This is a genomic window from Candidatus Limimorpha avicola (assembly GCF_056978975.1).
Window position 1 is genome coordinate 1 of record NZ_DBMCYK010000024.1, and the last position, 22,553, is coordinate 22,553.

Genomic DNA, 22,553 nt, shown 5'->3' on the forward strand with positions numbered 1-22,553 from the left:
AAATTAACCGAAGACCAAGGGAAAAATTAAACTTCTCCACTCCAAAAAAGGAGTTCTTCAAATTTATTTCGTAATATTGCACTTGCTGTTTGACTCTACCAGTTTTAAAAAAACCAAAAAAATATTTATTTTTTTTGATAGAATGATTATCTTTGCAAATTGAAAAGTGTGATTGTGAAAAGTGCTTTTGCTTGTAAAGTGTGGTTGAAAGGACAAAAACAGGAATTATACTTTATGTTGAGATCTTTTGAATAGATGCGTTTTCGTAAAACATATTTCAGAAATTAAGATAGATATAAATAATTTTTAACCAGTAATTTAACAAGTTTCAGATGAAAAGATTACAGAATTTTACTTTTAGGAAAATGGCAATGACTTGTGTCATGTTATTGTTAAGCATGTCACTTTTTGCTCAAAGTCATATCGACCTTAATCCGTCGAATGCCAAAGGCGTTCAGTCATCAAACATGTCGATGAAAGGTTTTAATGCCACATTCTCTATCAATAGCATAGAGGCTGGTAATGTCAATACCGAAAAAGGCGTGTTTTCAATCTTAAGTTTTAACAACTCAATTCCATCAGGAGAGGCAGGATCACCTCAATTGCCTGTTATTCGCGAGTTGTTGGCAGTTCCTTTCGGTTCGACACCGGTAGTCACAATTAAAAATTATACTACTAAAGAGTATAAATTATCAGAATACGGTATTGAAAAGGTGTATCCTAATCAACCGTCTGTAAGAAAAGATATTAATCCTGAGGATGTAGAGTTCGTTTACAATGCAGCATCATATAATGCAAGATCTTATAACGAACGACCCATAGCGGAAGTCGAGGTTCTCGGAACTATGCGTGGCATACAAATAGGTACTCTTCAGGTTAATCCTGTAAGTTATAACCCTTCAAACAATACTATCCGTGTCTATAATGACATTGAAGTGGAAGTGACTTTCAACGATGCAGATATCCAGTTGACTGAGAATACATTAATTAATACGTTCAGTCCTTATTTTAGTATAGTTTACCAACAGTTATTCAACAACAGGGCAATACAGGATGTTTATGATGATCATCCTGATTTATGGATGTCACCTGTCAAAATGCTTGTTATTGCAAACCGTATGTTTGAAGAATCCATGCAGCCATGGATTGAATGGAAAACCATGAAAGGTATTTATCTTGACGTTAATTATACTGATGAGATTGGTACTTCAAGTGCTGATATAAAACAATTTATAAAAGACAAATATGATGAGGGGGTGGCAGCAGGTCAGGCTCCAACCTTTGTTGTCATTTTCGGCGACAAAGACCAGGTTGCTCCTTCGACGAATTCTGCTTCTGAAACTCACATGGTGTCAGACCTTTATTATGGTACTGTCGATGATGATTATTTCCCTGATATGTATTACAGCCGTATGTCGGCCGAGACTACGGCACAGATGGACGCTATTATCAATAAAATTTTGGTTTATGAACAATATACCATGCCGGATCCTTCATATCTGAATAATGTATTGTTGATTGCCGGTGCTGATAGTTATTGGAATCCGTTGGTGGCACAACCAACCATAAATTATGCTACAACATATTATTTTAATGAAGAACACGGTTTTGATAATGTATATGCATATCTGAATAATTATACAGGATGTTATGAACATTTGAATACCGGTGTCGGTTTTGCCAACTATACTGCTCATGGTGGTGACACAAGTTGGGCAGATCCTTCATTTACAGTTAACGATGTACATAACCTCACCAATACAGGCAAATATTTTTGGGCAATGGGAAACTGCTGTGTTGCCGGTAACTGGGGGTATTCATCGGAGTGTTTTGCTGAGGCAATGATTCGTGCTGAAGAAAAAGCTGCTTTTGGTTACATAGGTTCTGTACCTAATTCATATTGGTATGAAGATTATTATTTTGGTGTAGGTGCTACATCTCAGGTAAACGGCCAGATGCCGTTGTATGAAAATACCACAATGGGTACTTATGATGCCATGTGGATTGATGGTATGTATAATACCCTTTCATCAACAGCTTTTGTCGGTAATCTAGCAGTATGTTATGCGACAGAAAGTGGTTATGAGATTTCTGTAGGTCCTTTGTATTATTGGGAAGCTTACCATGTATTTGGTGACGGTTCAGTGATGCCTTATCGTACACAGCCTGTCGTGAATGATGTTTCACACCTTCCAACATTGCCGATAGGTGTTTCGACATACTCTATCACAGCAGCTCCAGGTTCTTATGTGGGTATTTCTAAAGATGGTATCCTTTATGGAGCCGGTATGATTGATGAGACCGGAACAACGGAGATTCCGTTGACACCTATAACATCAGGCGGTGATGTAAATATTGTTGTGACACATCCTCAGTATGAACCATATATAGTTACAGTTCCTGCTGCAGCATTGGATGGTCCATACATCGTATGCAAAGGTGTTGATCTTAAAGATGAAAACCAACAGGCAGATTATGGTGAGACATTGTCATTCGATATGGTTCTCGAAAATGTTGGTACCGAAACTGCAAACAATATGACAGTGACACTTTCAACAGAATCAGAATATGTAGAATTGTTGAACAGTACGGCTTCAGTGGCTACAATAGAAAATGGTTCGACATATACTATTGAAGGTGTATTTGATCTCTCAGTTAATGTCAACGTTCCTGATAAAGAAAGTGTAGTGATATTTGTTAATGTTACAGACGGTACGGATGTATGGGAGAGTAGATTTACTCTTACATTACATGCACCTAAACTTAATATAAACGCTATATCTGCGACAGCAAATCTTGCAGCAGGTTCTGAAGGTGTTATGACAATAGAACTTGCAAATAATGGAACGAGTCCTGCCTATAATATTGTTGCTGATGTATTCTCGGCAGCTCAGAATATTGAATTCGAGACCATTTCATATACAGTGGAAGTTTTAGCTGCAGGAGAAACAGCAGTTGTTGAGGCTCCTTTCAGAGTATCGGATGATACCGGAATAGGTTCTATGTTTGAAGTGGCAGTATCCGCAAATGCAGGTCATTACGGAGCTGAGGCTTCGTATCAAATTATGGTAGGTGCCATTGCTGATGACTTTGAGACAGGAGACTTCTCAAAATTCGATTGGACTTTCGAAAATTATGATTGGACAATAGATAATGAAAATTATCATTCTGGAACATATTCTGCCAGAAGTGCTCAAATATCGAACAGTCAGACAACAACGATGAAGGTTTCTGTGGAGGTGTTGGCAGAGGGAGAGTTCTCCTATTATTATAAAGTGTCTTCAGAGGAGGATTATGACATTTTGTTATTTTATATTGATAGAGAACTGGTAGATCAATTCAGCGGTTCTATAGATTGGAGTATGGCTACTTATACGGTGACGCCGGGAATCCACGAGTTCAAATGGACTTATTATAAGGACAATTCGATATCTTCAGGAGAAGATTGTGTTTGGATTGACGATGTTAAATTTCCTGCCTCTTTTGTGGTATTATCATTAGACCCGGTCACAAATCTTACTGCTGATGTGGAAGGCAATACAGTCGATTTGACATGGACAGGTATAGCCGAGGCAGCTCATTATTTGGTATATCGCAATGGCGAACAAGTGTCGGAACAGTCATCGACAACATTCAGTGAGGCTCTTGCTGATGGTATTTATACTTATACTGTGGTTGCCGTCAATAATGAAGGTGTCATGTCAAGACCGGCTTCTGTCACTGTCAACGTCGGTACTGTTGATGTAATTGAGATAGAAGAAATACAGTTCTCTGTATATCCTAATCCTGTAAATGGCATATTGAATATCAATGCAGATGCTTGTTATGAGTATTCAATGATGAACAGTCTCGGACAAGTGGTGATGAAAGGTGTTGCATCGGGTTCAGAGCAACTTAATGTAAGTGCACTCGAACAGGGCGTTTATTTCTTGCGACTTGTAGTAGATAAAAATGTTATCGTTAAAAAAATATTGGTAAAGTAAATTAATCTATAGTTTTATTGGGAGACTCGTGAAAGCGAGTCTCTTTTAACTTTAAAAATTAAATATGAGAAAAGTTCTATTAATTGTTGCAGCATTTTTATTGCTATCCTTTAATGGATATTCGCAAAAATGGCATGGTATCACTGCTGAAAATCCTGTAAAACCCAAGAAAGTATTGGTGTCTTCTACAGAAAAACAAACAGTGGTTGATTTTTATTTGTGTGGATACTATTCCACTACCGTAAACACACCGGAAGGTGAGAAAATCGTGGTTACCGTTGATGACATGTATCCTATGCTTGAAGCCGGAGCACCGGATGTGCCATTGGCATATATACCTGTGTTGATAGGAGATAGAGCAGAGATGTCGGTAAGAGTATCCAATTCAGAATATGTTGATATAGAGGATGTGGAGGTAGCTCCGTCAAAAGGTAATTTCAGCCGACAGATAAATCCTGAAGATGTACCATATACATACGGAGAGATGTATCAGCAGGATGCCTTCTTCCCTTCGTCACAGGTGTCTTTGGAGTCTCCTTATATTTTGCGCGATTTCAGAGGTCAGAATATTATGATTTATCCGTTTGCATATAATGCTGTTACTAAGACATTACGTGTTTATACACGTCTTGAGATCGTAATGGAGAAAGTGAGTGACAATGGAGTCAATGCAAAGACAGCTCGTAAGGGTAATGTCATATCGATGGATCCGGAAATCAAATCGGCATACAGTAGAAGATTTATCAATTTTGAAGAAGCGACAGCAGCTAAATATGAGTTTTTGGATGATGCGGGAGAGATGCTTGTGGTATGTGCAGACAGTTACATGGAAGCAATGCAACCATACGTAAATTGGAAAAACATATCCGGTCGTCCAACAACAATAGTACCAACATCAGAGGCGGGTACTACTGGTGAGGCAGTAAAAGAGTATGTCAGTGCAATTTATGAAACGAATCCAAATCTTACTTTTGTACTCCTCGTTGGAGAATATAATGATATCAGACCGCATTCCATGTCTGGAGGTTGTTCTGACAACTATATAGGTATGTTGGAAGGAAACGATTATTATCTTGAGGTTTTTGTCGGCAGATTCTCTGTAAGAAATGTGCAGGATGTGGAGACACATGTTAATAAAGTATTGTATTATGAAAGAGACATGAAAGATGTTACATGGGTCACTACAGGTCTTGGTGTTGCAGCTAATGAAGGTGCGGGCGGCGGTCATCAAGGAGGTGAAGCTGACTATGTACACATGAATTATATTCGTGATACCTTGTTGCATTATACATATAGTGATGTGAAATGTCAATATTCCGGGGTAGGTTCCGGTACATCTTCTTCAGCAATAAGTGCAGATGTCAATGCAGGAACAAGTATCATCAACTATTGTAATCACGGCTCGGCAACAAGTTGGGCAGTAGGCAGTTATAGCGTAACACATGTTAATGCACTGACAAATGACAATATGTGGCCTGTTATATGGTCGGTGGCATGTAACAACGGACAATTTGATTATGATGAATGTTTTGGAGAGGCATGGATGAGGGCAACAAATTCCGAAACAGGCAATCCTACAGGAGCAATAGGAGGAATGTTCTCATGGATTTCCCAACCATGGACACCTCCGATGACAGGTCAGGATGAGATGGTTGACATCATGTGTGGTTGGATAAATGATTCTCATAAACATACTTTGGCAGGAACTTCTCTTAATGGCAACATGAAGATATTGGATGCACATCCGAGTGATAACGGTAGTACGCATAACACCTGGATTCTTTTTGGAGATCCATCGTTGATGATGAGAAACGATAATCCTACAAGCATGAATGTGTCATGCAATCCATCTGTCTTGATGCTTGGCATGTCTAATATGCAGGTTACGGCAGATGCAGAGTTCGGTATTGCGACATTGTCGAGAGAAGGAGAAGTGATAGCAAGTGCTAATGTTGTAAATGGTGTTGCAGATTTGTCATTTGAACCTCTTAATCAAGTCGGATCTTATGATTTTGTAGTAATTGGATACAATAAAGAGACTTATGTTGGTAATATAGAAGTCGTTCCGGCGGAAGGACCTTATTTAGTGTTCGATAGTTATGATTTCGAGGATGAGAATGGTCAGTTTGATTATGGAGAGAACGTGGAACTTAGTATGTCGGTTAAAAATGTTGGAGTAGAGACAGCCAATAATTTAACTGTGACCCTTTCAACAGATTCAGAATATATCGATATGGTGAATAATACTTTAGAAGTGTCTTCTGTTGCGGCAAACGAAGTTAAGGAGATAGAAGGACAATTTACTTTTAATGTAGCTGTAGATGTGCCGGATGGGCAAGATGTGACATTCGTTCTTTCAATTACAGACGGTAATGATGTTTGGGAGAGCTCTTTTAAAGCACAGTTACATGCTCCTGTTTTCGAGATGGTAGGCGTGACATTGGATAATAATTCTATACAACCTGGCAGTAATGGTGTGATGAATTATAGTTTTGTCAACTCTGGTTCAAGTTCTGCATATAATGTTTCATTTGAAGTGTTTAGCAGTTCTAATGATGTTGTATTGACGACGAATAATGTTAGTTTTGACGTTGTGGCAGCAGGAGAAACAGTAGTTGCAGAAATTCCGTTCACAGTATCTGATGGAGTTGAACTCGGCTCAACATACGAAATGGTATTTGGTGTCAATGCAGGTCACTATCTAATGGAAGGTAATTATGTATTAAGCGTTGGTGCTATTATGGAAGATTTTGAGACAGGTGATTTCTCGAAATATGATTGGCAATTTTCAGGCAATCAGCCTTGGATAATCTCAACAGATGCAGTTAATGGTACTTATTCTGCACAATCAGGAGAAATCAATGATAGTCAGTCTTCATCAATGCAAGTCGAATTAAATGTTTTGATGACTGGCGAGATGACATTCTATTATAAGGTGTCATCAGAGTCAAACTATGATAAACTTACTTTCTATATAGATGGTAATAAAATGGATGATTTTAGCGGTTCAATAGAATGGACACAGGCTAGTTATACAGTAACTGCAGGTGAACATGTTTTTGAATGGATATATTCTAAAGATTCATCAGTGAGCTCCGGCTCAGATTGTGCTTGGATTGATGACATTGAATTCCCTCCAACCAATGTGGTGCTTGCCATAGAGCCTGTATCCAACCTTGTTGCTGATGTTATGGGCAATACTGTTAACTTGTCATGGTCAGCAAGTCCTCAGGCTGCAGAATATGCGGTATATCGTAATGGCGAAGAGTTGACGGTACAGGCAGGGACATCATTAAGCGATGATGTTGATAATGGCGTTTATACATACAGTGTGGTCGCAAGATCTGCTGATGGAGCAAATTCCAGACCTGTATATGCTACTGTTAATGTCGGTACTGTTGATGTGGCTGAAGTAGGAGAACTGATGGTGTCAATTTATCCTAATCCTTCAAATGGTATTGTGAACATTGCCGGTTCAGATAACATGGAAGTTTCTGTGTTCAATTGCCAAGGTCAAATAGTTGTGAATCAAGTAATGTCCGACAAACTTACCCAAATTGATTTGTCAGGTCTCACAAAAGGCATCTATTTCTTGAGATTGACAAATTCAGATGGTGTAGTCGTGAAAAAAGTTGTACTTGAATAATATTATACTTATGACATTTGAAAAAAGTGCATCTTTATGATGCACTTTTTTTTATCAACACTACCTAAAAACTGAGGTAAAGCATGATGTTCTTGTCATGAGGACATATTTACCGAAATACGATCGGTTTCAATTTGTTTATTATCGTGTTTTTGTTTTTAGATTCTTTACAACAACCCTGTTATCATTATTGACAGAATGACAAAAGGTGCCACATAACGTATTATATAATAAACAAATGTGTATATACATTTCGAAATCTTTAGAGTGTGATTATTGGACATTTCATCTATTACTTCCGGTTTTTTCATTATCCATCCAACGAATATTACCAAGAACAATCCTCCTAAAGGCATTAGGATATTTGCCGACAGATAGTCGAATGAATCGAAGAAACTAAGTCCGAAAATCTTGACATCCGATAATATACCTTGAGACAATGAACTGAGTGAGCCGAGCACGGTACAAATGACAAGTGATAAAAGTATAGCAACCTTGCGTTTTAAATGGAATTCTTCTATTATAAAAGTTACAGCTACTTCGATAAGTGATATTGAAGAAGTAAGTGCTGCAATTAATAAGGTGAAAAAGAACACTATGGCTATTATGGAACCACCAGGTATCTGGCAGAATATTTCAGGTAATATGATGAATACGAGACCGGGACCTTCACTTGGTGACATGTTGAAAGCAAAAACTGCAGGCATTATGGCTATACCGGCTATCAAGGCAAAGACAGTGTCGGAGATGGCTGTCAGTGATGATGTTTTAAGCATATTGTCATTTTTTTTTACGTATGATGAATATGTGAGTATTGTGCCGCAACCAATACTTAAAGAGAAAAACGCCTGTCCAAGAGCTTTTATCAATGTGTCTCCGGTTATTTTTGAAAAATCGGGCTTAAAAAGGAAGGAGATACCTTCTGATGCACCTGGTAATGTGACAGAACGTATTGCAATCATAATCATCATAAAAAACAATACAGGCATCATTATCTTTGAAAACTTTTCTATTCCGTTTTTAATTCCACCAAGTATTACTCCACCGGTGAGCAGTAAAAATATCAACATGTATATCAGCGGTTCCCATGAGGATGTCACCATATTGTTGAACATGTTTGTGGCAGATTCTCCATCTATATGAAGTTTGAAGGTAAGTGCCTTGACAAGATAATTGACAGACCAACCCCCAACAACAGAGTAAAATGCAAGGATACATATAGCGGATGCCACTGCCAATATGCCTATGAATTCCCATTTGCCTTCAGGTTTCAATATTTTAAATGCCCTGAAAACATTTGTTTGACTTTTTCTTCCTACTACAAATTCAGAAATCAAAATGGGAAGACAGAGGACAAAAACAAAAATCAGATAAATAATAATAAATGCTGCTCCTCCGTTGGTACCAACCAAATAGGGAAATCTCCATAAATTTCCTAATCCGATGGCAGAACCCGCCATCGCTACTAAAACACCAAATGATGTTGTAAAATTATCTCGATTTGATTTCATTGAAGTTGTTTTTGCAAATATACGCAAATATTCATAATTCCATAGTTTTTTGTGGCTTTTAACTTCAAAAAGTTATGAAAAAAGAATTTAGTTCTCATAATATTAATTTGTCATAAAATAATATGTCATATTAGGTATAAATATTTGTATATCAATATTTTATATTTATGATTTATGTGTTTTTCTGTAATTTGTTGTTTTAATTGAAAATCTTGAGTTGCTTCCACAATTTATACTGTTGAAAATAACTTCTTCAGTGGAATAAGATACAATATGGTGTTATTGTCAACTTTTTTTAAAAAAAACATATTATTATTAGTTGTTTTGTTATTTTCGACAAGATATAAAATTTTTGTAAAAAACAAAACTGAATTGACGTAAATAATGTATATTTGCAAAAATATGTTATTATTATGAATAAACTTTATTTAATGTTAATCTTGTTATTTGGTGTACAAATAACATTTGCCCAAAGAGTGAATATAATAAATTCAACTATGTCAAATGTTTATGACGTTGAATTGATTACTTCTTCGGAAGAGGAAGTTGTAGTTGATTTTTCTATGGGTAGTTTTAAGATGAATGATGTTGTTACTCCAAGAGGTAATTCTGTTGTTTTGGAATGTGACGACATGATGTCTATTGTTGATGCAGGGCAGCCTGCTGTTCCGAGTTTCCCTGTAAGAGTGATGATAGGAGATAATGCAGATATGAAAGTTAAGGTGATATCATCGGAATATATGGATTATGAGAATGTGGACTTGGCTCCTTCTAAGGGAGACTTCCCCCGTAGTATCAATCCTGATGATGTGCCCTATACCTATGGCGAGATCTATGATAGCAACGCATTTTTTCCGGCAGATATGGTGACTCTTAACGAACCTTATATTCATCGTGACGTGAGAGGACAGAATATGATAGTGACTCCATTTGCCTATAATCCTCAAACAAAAACGCTGAGAGTATATCATCATATCGTTATGAGCATGTATAAGGTAGGGGATAGTGATGAAAATGTGAAGTCGCGTCGTTCTTCAACGGTTAAGATAGACCCGGAAATGATTGCGGTGTATGAGAACCGTTATATAAATTATGGACAGTCCATGGCAAAGTACACCGTACTTGAAGAAGAAGGTGACTTGCTTGTAATATGTCATGACGCTTTCATGAATGCAATGGAGCCTTTCGTTGAATGGAAAAACAGCATCGGTCGCACTACAACTATGGTATCTACCTCGGTTACAGGTACTACCAATGATGCAATAAAAGGTTATATCACGACACAATATCAGAATAATGACAATCTCACACATGTTCTTCTTGTTGGTGATGATGCTCAGATACCGGGTAAATATATGTCATTAGGTTCTTATAGTGGTAAATCGGACTATTGGTATGGACAAATAGAAGGTTCTGATTATTATAATGAGTTGTTTGTAGGTCGTTTTTCTGCCGAGACTGCAGATCAGGTTACAACACAGGTGAACAAAACTATAACTTATGAGAGAGACCTTACTGCTTCTGCTACTTGGCTGTCTGTAGGTCAAGGTGTGTCTAAAAATGAAGGTTTAGGTTCAGGTCATTATGGAGAGGCTGACTATCAACATATTGACAATATCAGAAATGACATGTTGGATTATACTTATACAGAAGTACATCGCGATTATCAAGGCGTGTCAGGCGTCACATCATCTGCCGCAATAGTAAGTGAGCATATAAATAGTGGTGTTGGCATGATAAATTATTGCAATCATGGCTCTGAGACTAGTTGGGGAGTGTTTTCTTACAACAACTCGCATGTCAATGCTCTTACCAATGACAATAAATTGCCTTTTGTCGTTTCAGTAGCATGTCTAAATGGAAAATATGATTATTATACACCATGTTTTGGAGAAACATGGCTGAGAGCAACCAATAACAGCACCGGAGAACCTACAGGAGCAATAGGCGGAATGTTCTCTTATGTATCGCAGCCTTGGCAACCACCACAATATGGTCAAGATGAGATAACTGATATTTTGGTGGAAAGTTATAGCAATAACATTAAACGTACAGCCGGCGGCGTGACACTTAATGGCAATATGAAAATATTGGACCTTTATGGTAGCAATACATCAGGAACGGGAACATATAACACCTGGATTCTTTTCGGAGACCCTACTCTTATGTTGCGTACCGAAGCTCCGTCAAATATGACTGTATCGCATTCCAACACCGTCAGTGCCAATGCAACATCTTTCCCTGTCACTGTCAGCAATGCCAACGGAGCTGTGGCAACTCTTTCGCGTGATGGCGTTATTCTTGGTACTGCAATGGTGAATAATGGAACCGCAAATATTACTTTGACGCCACCTACCGCTACAGGAGAGGCTACGCTCACTGTGATAGGATTCAATAAGGTTACTTATATTGCTACTATCAATGTTGAAGAGGGCGGCTCTCAACAGTTGTCGGTACAAGTTTCTGCCTCCCCAACTGTGATAGCTCGTGGTAACAGTACTACTTTGACTGCTTCTGCAACAGGAGGCACATACAATTATACCTACAGCTGGACTCCGACTACGGGATTGACTTCTCCATCGTCACAGACTACATCCGCAAGCCCGACACAGACTACAACATATACTTGTAATGTCAGTGACGGCAGCAACAATGTCTCCGGTACGGTTACAGTTACAGTGGTGGTACCTCCTACTAATCTCGTAGCACAGGTGTCAGGTTCCAATGTAAATCTCTCATGGACTGCTGCTACACCGTGCCAGAGTTACAAGATATACCGAAACAATGTGATGTTGGCACAAAATATTACTTCTACTTCATATATTGATAATAATGTTTCTGCAGGTTCATATACTTATACTGTCAGGACAGTGTATAACGGCATAGAATCGCCAAACAGCAATTCTGCCTCGGCTATTATTTATGCTCCGTTGCAAGTTACAGCTTCTGCAACACCAACAGTGATACCATTGGGTTCTTCATCTGATCTTAGAGCCAATGCTACCGGAGGCAATGGAAGTTATACATATAGCTGGTCCCCTGCCTCATCATTGAACAGCAGTACTGTACAAACACCTGTGGCGACGCCGGAAAGTAATACTACTTATACGGTGACTGTGACTTCAAACGGCAATAGTGTGCAAGCCTCTGTCGAGGTAGAAGTCGTAGTTCCTCCAACTGAGGTTACAGCAACGTTGGAAAATGATGCTGTCGTGATATCTTGGGCTTCTGTTGCCGGTGTGGATCATTATGCGTTGTATAGAGATGGAGATTTACTGTTGAACAATATTTCTACTACTTCTTATACTGATAATGATGTCTCAGTTGGAACATATTGCTATACTGTGAAAGCTGTTTACAGTAATGTGGAATCTCCGGATTCTGAAGAAGCTTGTGTTACTATTGAAGACTGTCCGGCACCAGAGAATCTCGAAGGTGAATATTATTGGTCCACAGAACAGTTTGGCGCATTGTTATATTGGGATAAAGCATTGTCTGAAAATGAACTCACGGAATTCAGAATATATCGCAGTAAGGATGGTAACGATTATGAAATGATACAACGTCTTGTAAACGTTCCCGGATTGAACAGCTATCAATATTTTGATTCATCTGTCGCTATAGGCACCTATTATTATAAGGTATCTGCGTATTATAATGCTAATCAATGTGAGTCTGACTTTGCCATCTCGGAGAGTGACCCGAATAACGATTATGTAATGATAAACGTAACGTATATCGATGAAAATACCGGCATGATGACAATTTATCCTAATCCTGCATCATCAACGCTTAATGTCAAAGTGACAGGAATGAAACATTATGTGATTTACAATATGGTTGGCAATGTCGTCTGTGCTCAGGATGTTGATGAGGATGAAACTGTGATAGATGTTTCCAACTTTGAATCAGGAGTATATGTCCTGCAGTTGATGACAGAGAATGGCATCATGACAAGAAAAGTCAATATAATAAAATGATAATAGTATGAAGATAAAATTCATTGGAGCTGCAAGAGAGGTGACAGGCAGCAAACATCTGATTGTCACTGACAAAGGAAAGAAGATACTTCTTGATTGCGGTATGTTTCAGGGGAAAGGTCTTGAAACTGATGCCTTGAACCGCAATACTATGGTAGATCCTGCCGAGGTTGACCATATCATCTTGACACATGCACATATAGACCATTCCGGGTTGATACCTTATTTTTATACAAGAGGTTTTCGTGGCTCCGTGATATGTACTCATGCTACACGTGATTTGTGTTCCATAATGTTGCCGGACAGTGGTTTTATTCAACAAAATGATGTGCGGTGGTTTAATAAGAAAAAATCACGTCAGGGTATGAAACCTGTCGCTCCAATATATACGGAGAAAGACGCTCGCGACTGTATGGAGCTGTTTATCAGTACGGCAGAAAACAGGAAGTTCCACATTGACGATGATATAACAGTGAAGTTTGTCAATACAGGTCATTTGTTGGGCAGTGCTGCGGCTAATATTACCATAATGGAAAAAGGCAAAGCGATAACTATATGTTATACAGGAGATATTGGACGTGAGCATGACTATCTGTTGAGAGCACCTGACGCTGTTCCTCAGTGTGATTATCTCATTACCGAGAGTACCTACGGCGACAGGTTGCATCAGGATAATAAGGGTGCTGAAGATGAGTTGTTAAGAGTGATATATCATACATGCATCGAGAAAAAAGGCAAGTTGATCATACCTTCTTTTGCCATAGGCAGAACGCAGGAGATAGTGTTTCTGCTCAACAATTTTTATAATGATAATAAACTTCCCAGAATCCCGATTTATGTTGACAGTCCTTTGGCTGTCAATGCGACTGATATTTTCCGCCGTCATCTGAATCTGTTTAACGATGATGTTGCCGAAGTATTAGAATATGATGATGATCCGTTTGGTTTCAATAGTTTGAAGTATATTACCAATGTCAATCATTCAAAGGCTTTGAATAGCAAAAAAGACCCCTGCGTCATCATTTCTGCATCGGGCATGATGGAGGCTGGACGTGTCAAACATCATATCGCTAATAACATTGACAATAAACGTAATTCTATTTTGGCAGTGGGCTATTGTGCCCCTACCACCTTGGGCGCACGTTTGCTCAGCGGTGAGAAAGAGGTGTCTATTTTTGGGACGCCTCACAAAGTAAGAGCTGAGATTTTCAGAATAGATGCTCTCAGCGGTCATGCCGATTATGCCGAGATGCGTAATTATCTGTCGTGTCTTGACCCTCATAAGATAAAAAAACTGTTTATTGTACATGGGGAATATTCTGCACAACAGTCGTATGCCAAAGTGTTGCATGATGCGGGATTTAGAAATATCGAAATACCTGAACCCGGGGATACGGCTGTCCTCGATTGATATTTTTTGATTTTTAATGAAGGCGTATGTGTTTTTTGATGATAACCATACGCCTTTATTGTGCAATATTTGAAAAAAAAGAAATAAAATGATGTACTTTTGACGAATTTTTTACGTTTCTCTTACGTTGATTTTTTAAATTTGCAGAAAAAATAATAACTATGAAGTTACTCTTGAAATTGTTGACTGTTGTTGTAATGGTCTTCAGTGTACACGAATGTATTATGGCTCAGAGACAGATAGGACAGTTGGAGCCTGAAGCATTGTATGACGAGGCGTTGATGCTTTATGAGAATCATCATTATGGTGCAGCGATAGAGCTTTTTGGCGAGTATTTGGAGAAAACGGAAGGACTCAATGATCAAAAGATGGTGGCAGCTCAATTTTATGAGGCTGCTTCTGCCTTATATCTCGATAATGGCAACGGAGAACAGATGATAACGGACTTTGTAAACAACAATTCAACAAGTCCTCTGGCGGTAGATGCTAATTTTTTATATGCCAATCTTCTGTTTAAAAACAAGAAATATCGCGATGCTATTAAGGTTTATGATAAAATAGAGGAAAGTGATTTGGACGATAATGAGATATCTGAATATCAGTTTAAAAAAGCACTGTGTTATTACAATACCAATAATATCGATGCTGCAGAGCCATTGTTTTTCAAGGCATCTGTGAATGATGGCGCGTATAAAGTCGATGCTCAATATTATTATGCTCATATCCAATATGTTAATGATAATCTTGATGATGCCGTATTTCATTTTGAAAAGATAAAAAATAACCCTAAATATAACAAAATAGTACCTTTGTATCTTCTTCAAATAGATTTTGACAAGGGGAATTATGAGGCGGTGACACAAAGTTGTGACAAGGTATATATATTGGCAGACAAACGCCGCAAGTCAGATGTTGCCCTGATGGCAGCCGAGTCATGGTTTCAACTCAAGGATTATGCCAAGAGTTTGGAATATTTCAATATGGCAAGAGAGAACAGCAAACGTGCCTTCCCACGTGAGGTGGAGTTCCGTATTGGTTTCTGCAAGATGAAAACAGGTGATTATGAGGGTGCTATAGATAATTTCCAGAATGCTGTGAAATCTGATGAAGACCAGTTGACACAATTTGCATCGTATTATCTTGCTCAATGTTATATCAACACACAGCAGGAGAAGTTTGCACGCAACGCTTTTCTTAAAGCTTATAAGGTAAATATCGACAGAGAAATTAGTGAAGACGCTTTGTTTAATTATGCCAAGTTGAGTTTTATTCCGGGAGTGGACCCTTTCAATGAGGCGGTTGCACAACTTAATGAATATATTACAAAATATCCTGACTCCAAACGGCGACCCGAAGCACAGGAATTGGTTATACATCTTCTCCTTAACTCCAAGGATTATGACGGCGCGTTGAAGACTTTGGAACAATATCCGCGTCTTACTCCTGAGTTGGAAAAGATTTATGCTCAGCTTAATTATAATCTCGGTATGCAGTATTACAACGACATGGATTACGATAAGGCTGTTGTTTATCTTACAAAGGTAAACTCGGGACGGGGTGCATCTTCATTGATGAAGGCCGATGCCACATATTGGCTGGCTGATGCTTATTACCAAAAGAAAGACTATAAGAAGGCAGAAAGCTATCTGTTGTCTTTTCTGAAAATGTCTTCTGCAGAGAATTCCGAGATGTTCCCGTTTGCATATTATAATTTCGGTTATCTTTTCTTCAATAAAAATGATTTCGAAAAGGCATTGAAAGAGTTCAAACATTTTGTCGATATCTATAGAGATGACAAGGAATACCTTAATGATGCATGGATGCGTATTGGAGACTGTTATTTCATGGAGCGCAATTATAAGAATGCTATAAATGCTTATTCCAATGCAGTGAAACTCGATTCAAAGAATGCCGATTATTCACTGTTTCAACAAGGCATGGGATATGGTGCACTTGGTGATATGAGTTCTAAAATATCTAGTCTTTCGGCACTTTATACATCATATCCAAAATCTTCATATTATGACAGAGCCGTTTATGAGACAGGTATGGCATATCTTGGTTCCAACGATACCCGTTCGGCTGTTGCATCTTTCGGAAAACTTGTTAAAGACAGACCGCGTTCGCCCTACGCACGTCAGGCTCTGATGAAAATAGGCATGTTGTATTATAATAATGACCAATATGAAGAGGCTCTCGTCAATCTGAAAAAAGTGGTCTCTGATTATGCCAATACAGAAGAGTCGCGCGAGGCTCTCAACCTGATACGCAATATCTATATGGAGACGAATAGAACACAGGAATATTTTAAATATACTGAAGAAAACGGTATAGGCAGTGTCAGTATAAGTGAACAGGATTCCTTGATGTTCAAAACGGTGGAGAACTTCTTCCAAGAGAGTAAATATGACAAGACTTTGGAAGGCGTGCGACAGTATATCGATAAAAATCCTGATGGAGCTTATTTGCTCAAGATACATTATTATGCCGCATATTCATTGGAGAAGGATAATAATCTGACAGAACAGCGTCCTCATCTTGAATATATTGTAAATCAACCTGATAACGATTATACAGACTATGCTTTGCTGCGTCTCGCACGCTTGGATTATGATGATGGGAATTATTCTGATGCAGCTTCCTATTATGAACGTCTGTTGACTCTTACTGACAATCAGATAATTAAACTTGAGGCTATTGAAGGTGCAATGAAGAGCGGTTATTTCAACGGTGATTACGATAAGGCGATACAATATGGAGGCGAATTGTATTCAATGCCGGAGGTGACACAAAATCAGAAGAATCAGACTGATTATATAGTCGGCAAATCGTTGTATGCAAAGAAAGAATATGCCGATGCCTTAGCTCGCTTTAAGATGTCTGCCGACAAAGACAAGAGTGTTATGGGTGCTGAATCTGCCTATCATGTAGCATTGTGCGACTATGCGATGCAAAAGTATGACGATGCAGAAAATGATGTCTTCTTTATGTCGGACAACTTCGGCTCTCATACATATTGGGTAGCAAAGGCATTCCTGTTGCTTGGCGACATTTATGTGGCAAAAGATAATGTGTTTCAGGCTAAAGAGACATTGAAGAGTATCATAGACAACTATCCGGGAGAAGACCTGAAACAGGAGGCAAGACAGAAACTCGCTGCTATTGAACGAAATGAACAAAATAATGAGGAGGAAGCACAATGAGATTGAAAATGAGATATATGACAGTTGTATTGTTGATAGTGTTGTCTGTCGATGCTTATTCACAGTCGCATAACGAACAGGTTACTGTAGAGGGTACTTATCGTCCTCAGATACGTAAATCGGAACGTATAGCCAAAGAAGCTTCCGCACCGAATAACAACTTCAATATACCTGATTATAAGGCAAATACTTCCGATTTTGATTTTAAATATGAAATGGAGATAGAATCTGTTAGTCCCAATAGTTATGTTGATGAACAAACACAGTTGATATACAATAATTTTCTGAAAGCAGGACTTGGTACCATGTTGTCTCCGGTGTTCCTTTACAGTCATTATTCCGACATAACAAGGTCTTCAAGTCTTGGTATAGGAGTGAGACATAATTCCACATGGCTCAACATGAAAGATTATTCGTCATCGTCTTTTATGAATAATGCATTCAATATAGGTATGCTGAACAAGTTTAAGGTCGGACAGTTGAAGACCGATGTCGATTATCGTTATGACATGTATCATTTAAGAGCCGTTGACATCAATGATCCTTTGATTTTTGTGAATAACGACAATGGACGTAACATACATTCTCTGAATGCAACTGCCGCTTTTGCTGCGTCAGGTTCGAGTTACAAATCTTTGTATGAAGAGATAAAACTTGATTATCAATATACGGGAATTTGCGGTTCTGTCAATGAACATCTCATACAGTTGAAGTCTAATTTGTGTTATTCCGACAATTGGATGGGAAATAAGGATAACAATGTACAGACACTCGGCGCTGATGTGGATATAGCTTTCAATAAACTGGGTACTATGCTTACGATAGTGAAATTGTCGCCGTATTTCGATATGAATGGAGCCTTTTACCGAATGAGGCTTGGCGTGAATCTCGATGTCAAGACAAATGACTCCGATTCTTTTGGCTTACATCCCGATATAGAGGCGGCATTGTTCGTGCTGAATAATAAATTGGAGTTTTTTGCTTCGTTGAGTGGTGATAATAGATTTTATACATTGAAAGACATTCTTGCAGATAATCCTTTTATCATAACTAATTTTAAATTTGGAGATTTCGGTTATGAGAAGACACGCGTTGATCTCAGAGCGGGGATAAAAGTCAATATTCTAAATGACGTGGATGTCCATGCGGGGATGCGATATAGAAAGATAAACAACGATATGTTTTTCGTTGCTACTGATGATTTTTATGCCAAATATGAAGGTGATGAAAATACTTACCGCCTGATGGCTTTCGACATCATGTACGCCAATTGTAATGAGTTTAATTTTATGGCTAACTTGAGATGGAAAATAAATGTTAAATGGTCGTTTTCTGCTGATTTTACCTACAATACCTATGCACTGAGCATGCCTGACGGAATGAATAATGACTCCGGATTAGATACGTTGTATTCTCATGCCTGGTATAAACCCGGATTTGAACTTTGTCTCAAGACGGATTATAAGATGAATGAGAAATGGCGGTTTGACTTGTCAGCCTTGATGTGGGGAAAACGTTATTCTTTGGAAGGAAATCTCGATGCGATGGAATATGTGGTTTCTGAACTTGAACCTTTGTTCGATTTGCAACTTGGTGCCAATTATGAGGTGAAAGACAACTTTACGGTTTTTGCTGAAATACATAATGTGTTGAATGATAAATATCAGATTTATTATTCGTATCCTTCCTATGGATTCCAATTGTATTTGGGAATAAAATACAGATTCTAATAATAGTTTTTTCGATGAAAGACGAGGCTGTCATTATGGCGGTCTCGTCTTTTTATTGATAAATAACATTTTTTTCAAATGACGACTATAAGCCGAAAATAGTGTTGTTATCCGTATTTAAAAAATCAATATGATAACAGAATTGAAAATTTGGAAGTTCGTAAAATCATGGCTTTTTGAAATAAAAAAACATGGTAGTGTATTTTGTGGAAAGTCGATTTTGAATTTTCTGTTTTCATAACGAATGTACAATCATAAGTGTTTCACGTTATATTATGGGTAATATTATGAGATGAAATAATTCTACAAAAGCACATAAAAAATCACTAAATGTATATATTTTTTATGAATGTTTTTTATGCAAGATTTAATTTTTTTTTATCTTTGCAGATGAATTGCAATCATGAAAAATGGTGTGATATACTAAGTAAAAAGTAAGGAAATGACAGAGGAAGAAAAAAGATATAATGCCGAAAAAAACTATAATGCAAGCAATATTCAAGTGCTCGAAGGGTTGGAAGCAGTGCGTAAACGTCCAGCCATGTATATTGGCGATGTTAATGTAAGAGGATTGCATCATCTTGTTTATGAAGTCGTTGACAATTCCATTGATGAGGCGATGGGTGGCTATTGTAACAGGATAGATATCACAATACTCGAAGATAATTCTATTTGTGTTGTAGATAACGGTAGAGGAATTCCTACCGGTATGCATGAGAAAGAAAAACGTTCTGCTTTGGAGGTGGTATTGACAGTGTTGCATGCCGGCGGCAAGTTCGACAAAGGCTCGTATAAGGTGTCAGGTGGTTTGCATGGAGTGGGCGTCAGTTGTGTCAATGCTTTGTCGAAACATCTTAAAGCTGAAATACATCGTGAAGGCAAGATTTTTGTTCAGGAATATGAGTATGGCAAACCTTTGTATCCTGTTAAGGTGATAGGTGAAACAAATGATACAGGTACCAAGATAACTTTTACTCCGGACGACAGTATATTTCTTGTTAATACATACAGTTATGACATACTTGCAGCACGTATGCGCGAGTTGGCTTATCTCAACCATGGTATAACTATTACGTTGACAGATAAACGTGTTGATCCTGAGACCGGTACTACTCGTAGCGACGTTTTTTATTCTGAAAATGGATTGACCGATTTTATACAGTATCTCGATGAGAATAGAGAGAGATTGACGCCTGAGCCTGTATTCATATATGGTGAACGTGATAATGTCCCTGTTGAAATAGCATTGGAGTATAATACTTCTTTTTCAGAAAATCTGCATTCTTATGTCAACAATATTAATACGCATGAGGGCGGTACACATCTTGCCGGTTTCAGAAGAGGATTGACACGTACGTTGAAATCGTATGCCGACAAGGCCGGAATGTTTGCCAAACTGAAGTTCGAGATTAGTGGAGATGACTTTCGTGAAGGTCTTACTGCTGTTATATCGGTGAAAGTGCCGGAACCTCAGTTTGAAGGTCAGACAAAAACAAAACTCGGCAATAATGAGGTTATGGGTATAGTTGACCAAATAGTAAGTGAACATCTTTCGAATTATTTGGAGGAACATCCCAAAGAGGCCAAGATGATAGTCGATAAGGTCGTATTGGCTGCTACTGCACGTCATGCCGCACGTAAGGCACGCGAGATGGTGCAACGCAAAGGCGCATTGACAGGCTCCGGATTGCCGGGTAAGTTGTCCGATTGCTCGGACCGTAACCCGGAACATACCGAATTGTATCTCGTAGAGGGTGACTCGGCAGGCGGCTCGGCAAAACAGGGCCGTGACCGTAACTTCCAGGCTATTCTGCCATTGCGTGGCAAGATATTGAACGTGGAGAAGGCTATGCCTCACAGAATATTCGAGAGCGAGGAGATAAAGAATATATACACCGCACTCGGCGTTACCATAGGTACCGAAGAGGATAGTAAGGCTCTTAACATTGAGAAATTGCGCTATCATAAAATCATTATAATGACGGATGCTGACGTGGATGGTAGCCATATCTCAACCTTGATATTGACATTCTTCTACAGATATATGCCTGAACTTATTGAAAAAGGTTATGTGTATATCGCTACACCACCGTTGTATCTCATCAGGAAAGGAAAAACTGAACGCTATTGCTGGACAGAAGAACAGAGAGCCGAGATAGTGGCAAGCCTTTCAGCAGACGGCACAGATAAGGGTATTCATATTCAGAGATATAAGGGTCTTGGAGAGATGAATCCTGAACAGTTGTGGATGACAACAATGAATCCGGAATATCGTACTTTGCGACAGATACATATAGAAAACGGCGCCGAGGCAGATTACATCTTCTCTATGCTGATGGGCGATGAGGTGGGTCCACGACGCGAGTTTATAGAACAAAATGCTACTTATGCAAATATTGACGCTTGATAATTAATAATGAAAAATAACCGTTTGATATGGAAAACGAAAATAAATTAGACCTCTTAACAAAAAAGATTTATCAGGAAGGCATTGAGAAAGCCAACAATGATGCTCAGGAGATTCTTGAAAAGGCTCGTAAAGATGCAGAGAATATCTTGAAAGATGCAGAGAATCGGGCGAAAGATATTGTGGACAAGGCTAATGATGACGCAGCCAACGTGAAACAAAAAACAGAAGCAGAGATGTCGATGAGTGTCAAACAGGCTGTCGCAGCTCTGAAACAGCAAATTGTAAACATAATGGCTGGCGATATCTCTAAAAATATAGCTAAAGAGGCTTTCAACGACAAAGATTTCGTACATCAAATGATGATGGAGATAATACGTAAATGGAATCCGGAAGGTAAATCGGAGTTGTCCCTTATACTCGGTGAGAACGAGAAAAAGAAATTTGAGAGTTATCTTGCAGCCAAACATAAAGAGATGTTGGATGATAAGTTGACAATAAAAGTGAATCCTGATATGAAAGATGGATTTGTCGTAGTCCCTCAAAACGGTAACTACCGTCTTACATTTACTGAAGAGATGTTCGATGAGTTCTTTAATGCTTATATAAAAGATTATTCCAAGAAACTTCTTTTTGGTTGATGTATGTTAAATAAATGATATTCAGAATAATAAAAACATAA

9 protein-coding genes are annotated in these 22,553 nt (G+C 38.3%); 8 read left to right on the top strand and 1 reads right to left on the bottom strand.

All coding sequences use genetic code 11. From position 1 onward, the window contains the following. Positions 1 to 332: 332 nt before the first annotated feature. Positions 333 to 3,983, top strand: a complete 3,651-nt coding sequence (locus ACZOVS_RS09530) for a C25 family cysteine peptidase (RefSeq protein ID WP_483996999.1) — start codon at positions 333 to 335, stop codon at positions 3,981 to 3,983. 64 nt (positions 3,984 to 4,047) lie between these two features. Continuing rightward, positions 4,048 to 7,629, top strand: coding sequence for a C25 family cysteine peptidase (locus ACZOVS_RS09535; protein WP_483997000.1), 3,582 nt, complete (start codon positions 4,048 to 4,050; stop codon positions 7,627 to 7,629). 167 nt (positions 7,630 to 7,796) lie between these two features. Here the strand turns inward: ACZOVS_RS09535 and ACZOVS_RS09540 are convergent, their stop codons facing one another. Then, the gene (locus tag ACZOVS_RS09540) at positions 7,797 to 9,140 is read right to left on the bottom strand and encodes a sodium-dependent transporter (protein WP_483997001.1); all 1,344 of its coding nucleotides are present in this window, start codon (positions 9,138 to 9,140) and stop codon (positions 7,797 to 7,799) included. Between the two features lie 497 nt (positions 9,141 to 9,637). Here ACZOVS_RS09540 and ACZOVS_RS09545 point away from each other — a divergent pair, with 497 nt between their 5' ends. The 6 genes from ACZOVS_RS09545 to ACZOVS_RS09570 all read left to right on the top strand — a co-directional run bounded on the left by ACZOVS_RS09545 (position 9,638) and on the right by ACZOVS_RS09570 (position 22,512). Continuing rightward, the gene (locus tag ACZOVS_RS09545) at positions 9,638 to 13,120 is read left to right on the top strand and encodes a C25 family cysteine peptidase (protein WP_483997002.1); all 3,483 of its coding nucleotides are present in this window, start codon (positions 9,638 to 9,640) and stop codon (positions 13,118 to 13,120) included. 7 nt (positions 13,121 to 13,127) lie between these two features. Then, positions 13,128 to 14,531 (top strand): MBL fold metallo-hydrolase RNA specificity domain-containing protein, encoded by a 1,404-nt coding sequence (locus tag ACZOVS_RS09550; RefSeq protein WP_483997003.1) that lies wholly within the window; start codon positions 13,128 to 13,130, stop codon positions 14,529 to 14,531. A gap of 161 nt (positions 14,532 to 14,692) precedes the next feature. Then, positions 14,693 to 17,734: a tetratricopeptide repeat protein gene (locus ACZOVS_RS09555; protein WP_483997004.1), complete on the top strand. Its 3,042-nt coding sequence runs from the start codon at positions 14,693 to 14,695 to the stop codon at positions 17,732 to 17,734. 17 nt (positions 17,735 to 17,751) lie between these two features. Continuing rightward, positions 17,752 to 19,464: a TonB-dependent receptor gene (locus ACZOVS_RS09560; RefSeq protein WP_483997005.1), complete on the top strand. Its 1,713-nt coding sequence runs from the start codon at positions 17,752 to 17,754 to the stop codon at positions 19,462 to 19,464. 442 nt (positions 19,465 to 19,906) lie between these two features. Then, positions 19,907 to 21,871, top strand: coding sequence for a DNA topoisomerase (ATP-hydrolyzing) subunit B (gyrB, locus tag ACZOVS_RS09565; protein ID WP_483997006.1), 1,965 nt, complete (start codon positions 19,907 to 19,909; stop codon positions 21,869 to 21,871). Positions 21,872 to 21,900: 29 nt separating this feature from the next. Continuing rightward, positions 21,901 to 22,512, top strand: a complete 612-nt coding sequence (locus ACZOVS_RS09570) for a V-type ATP synthase subunit E (protein WP_483997007.1) — start codon at positions 21,901 to 21,903, stop codon at positions 22,510 to 22,512. Positions 22,513 to 22,553: the final 41 nt, after the last annotated feature.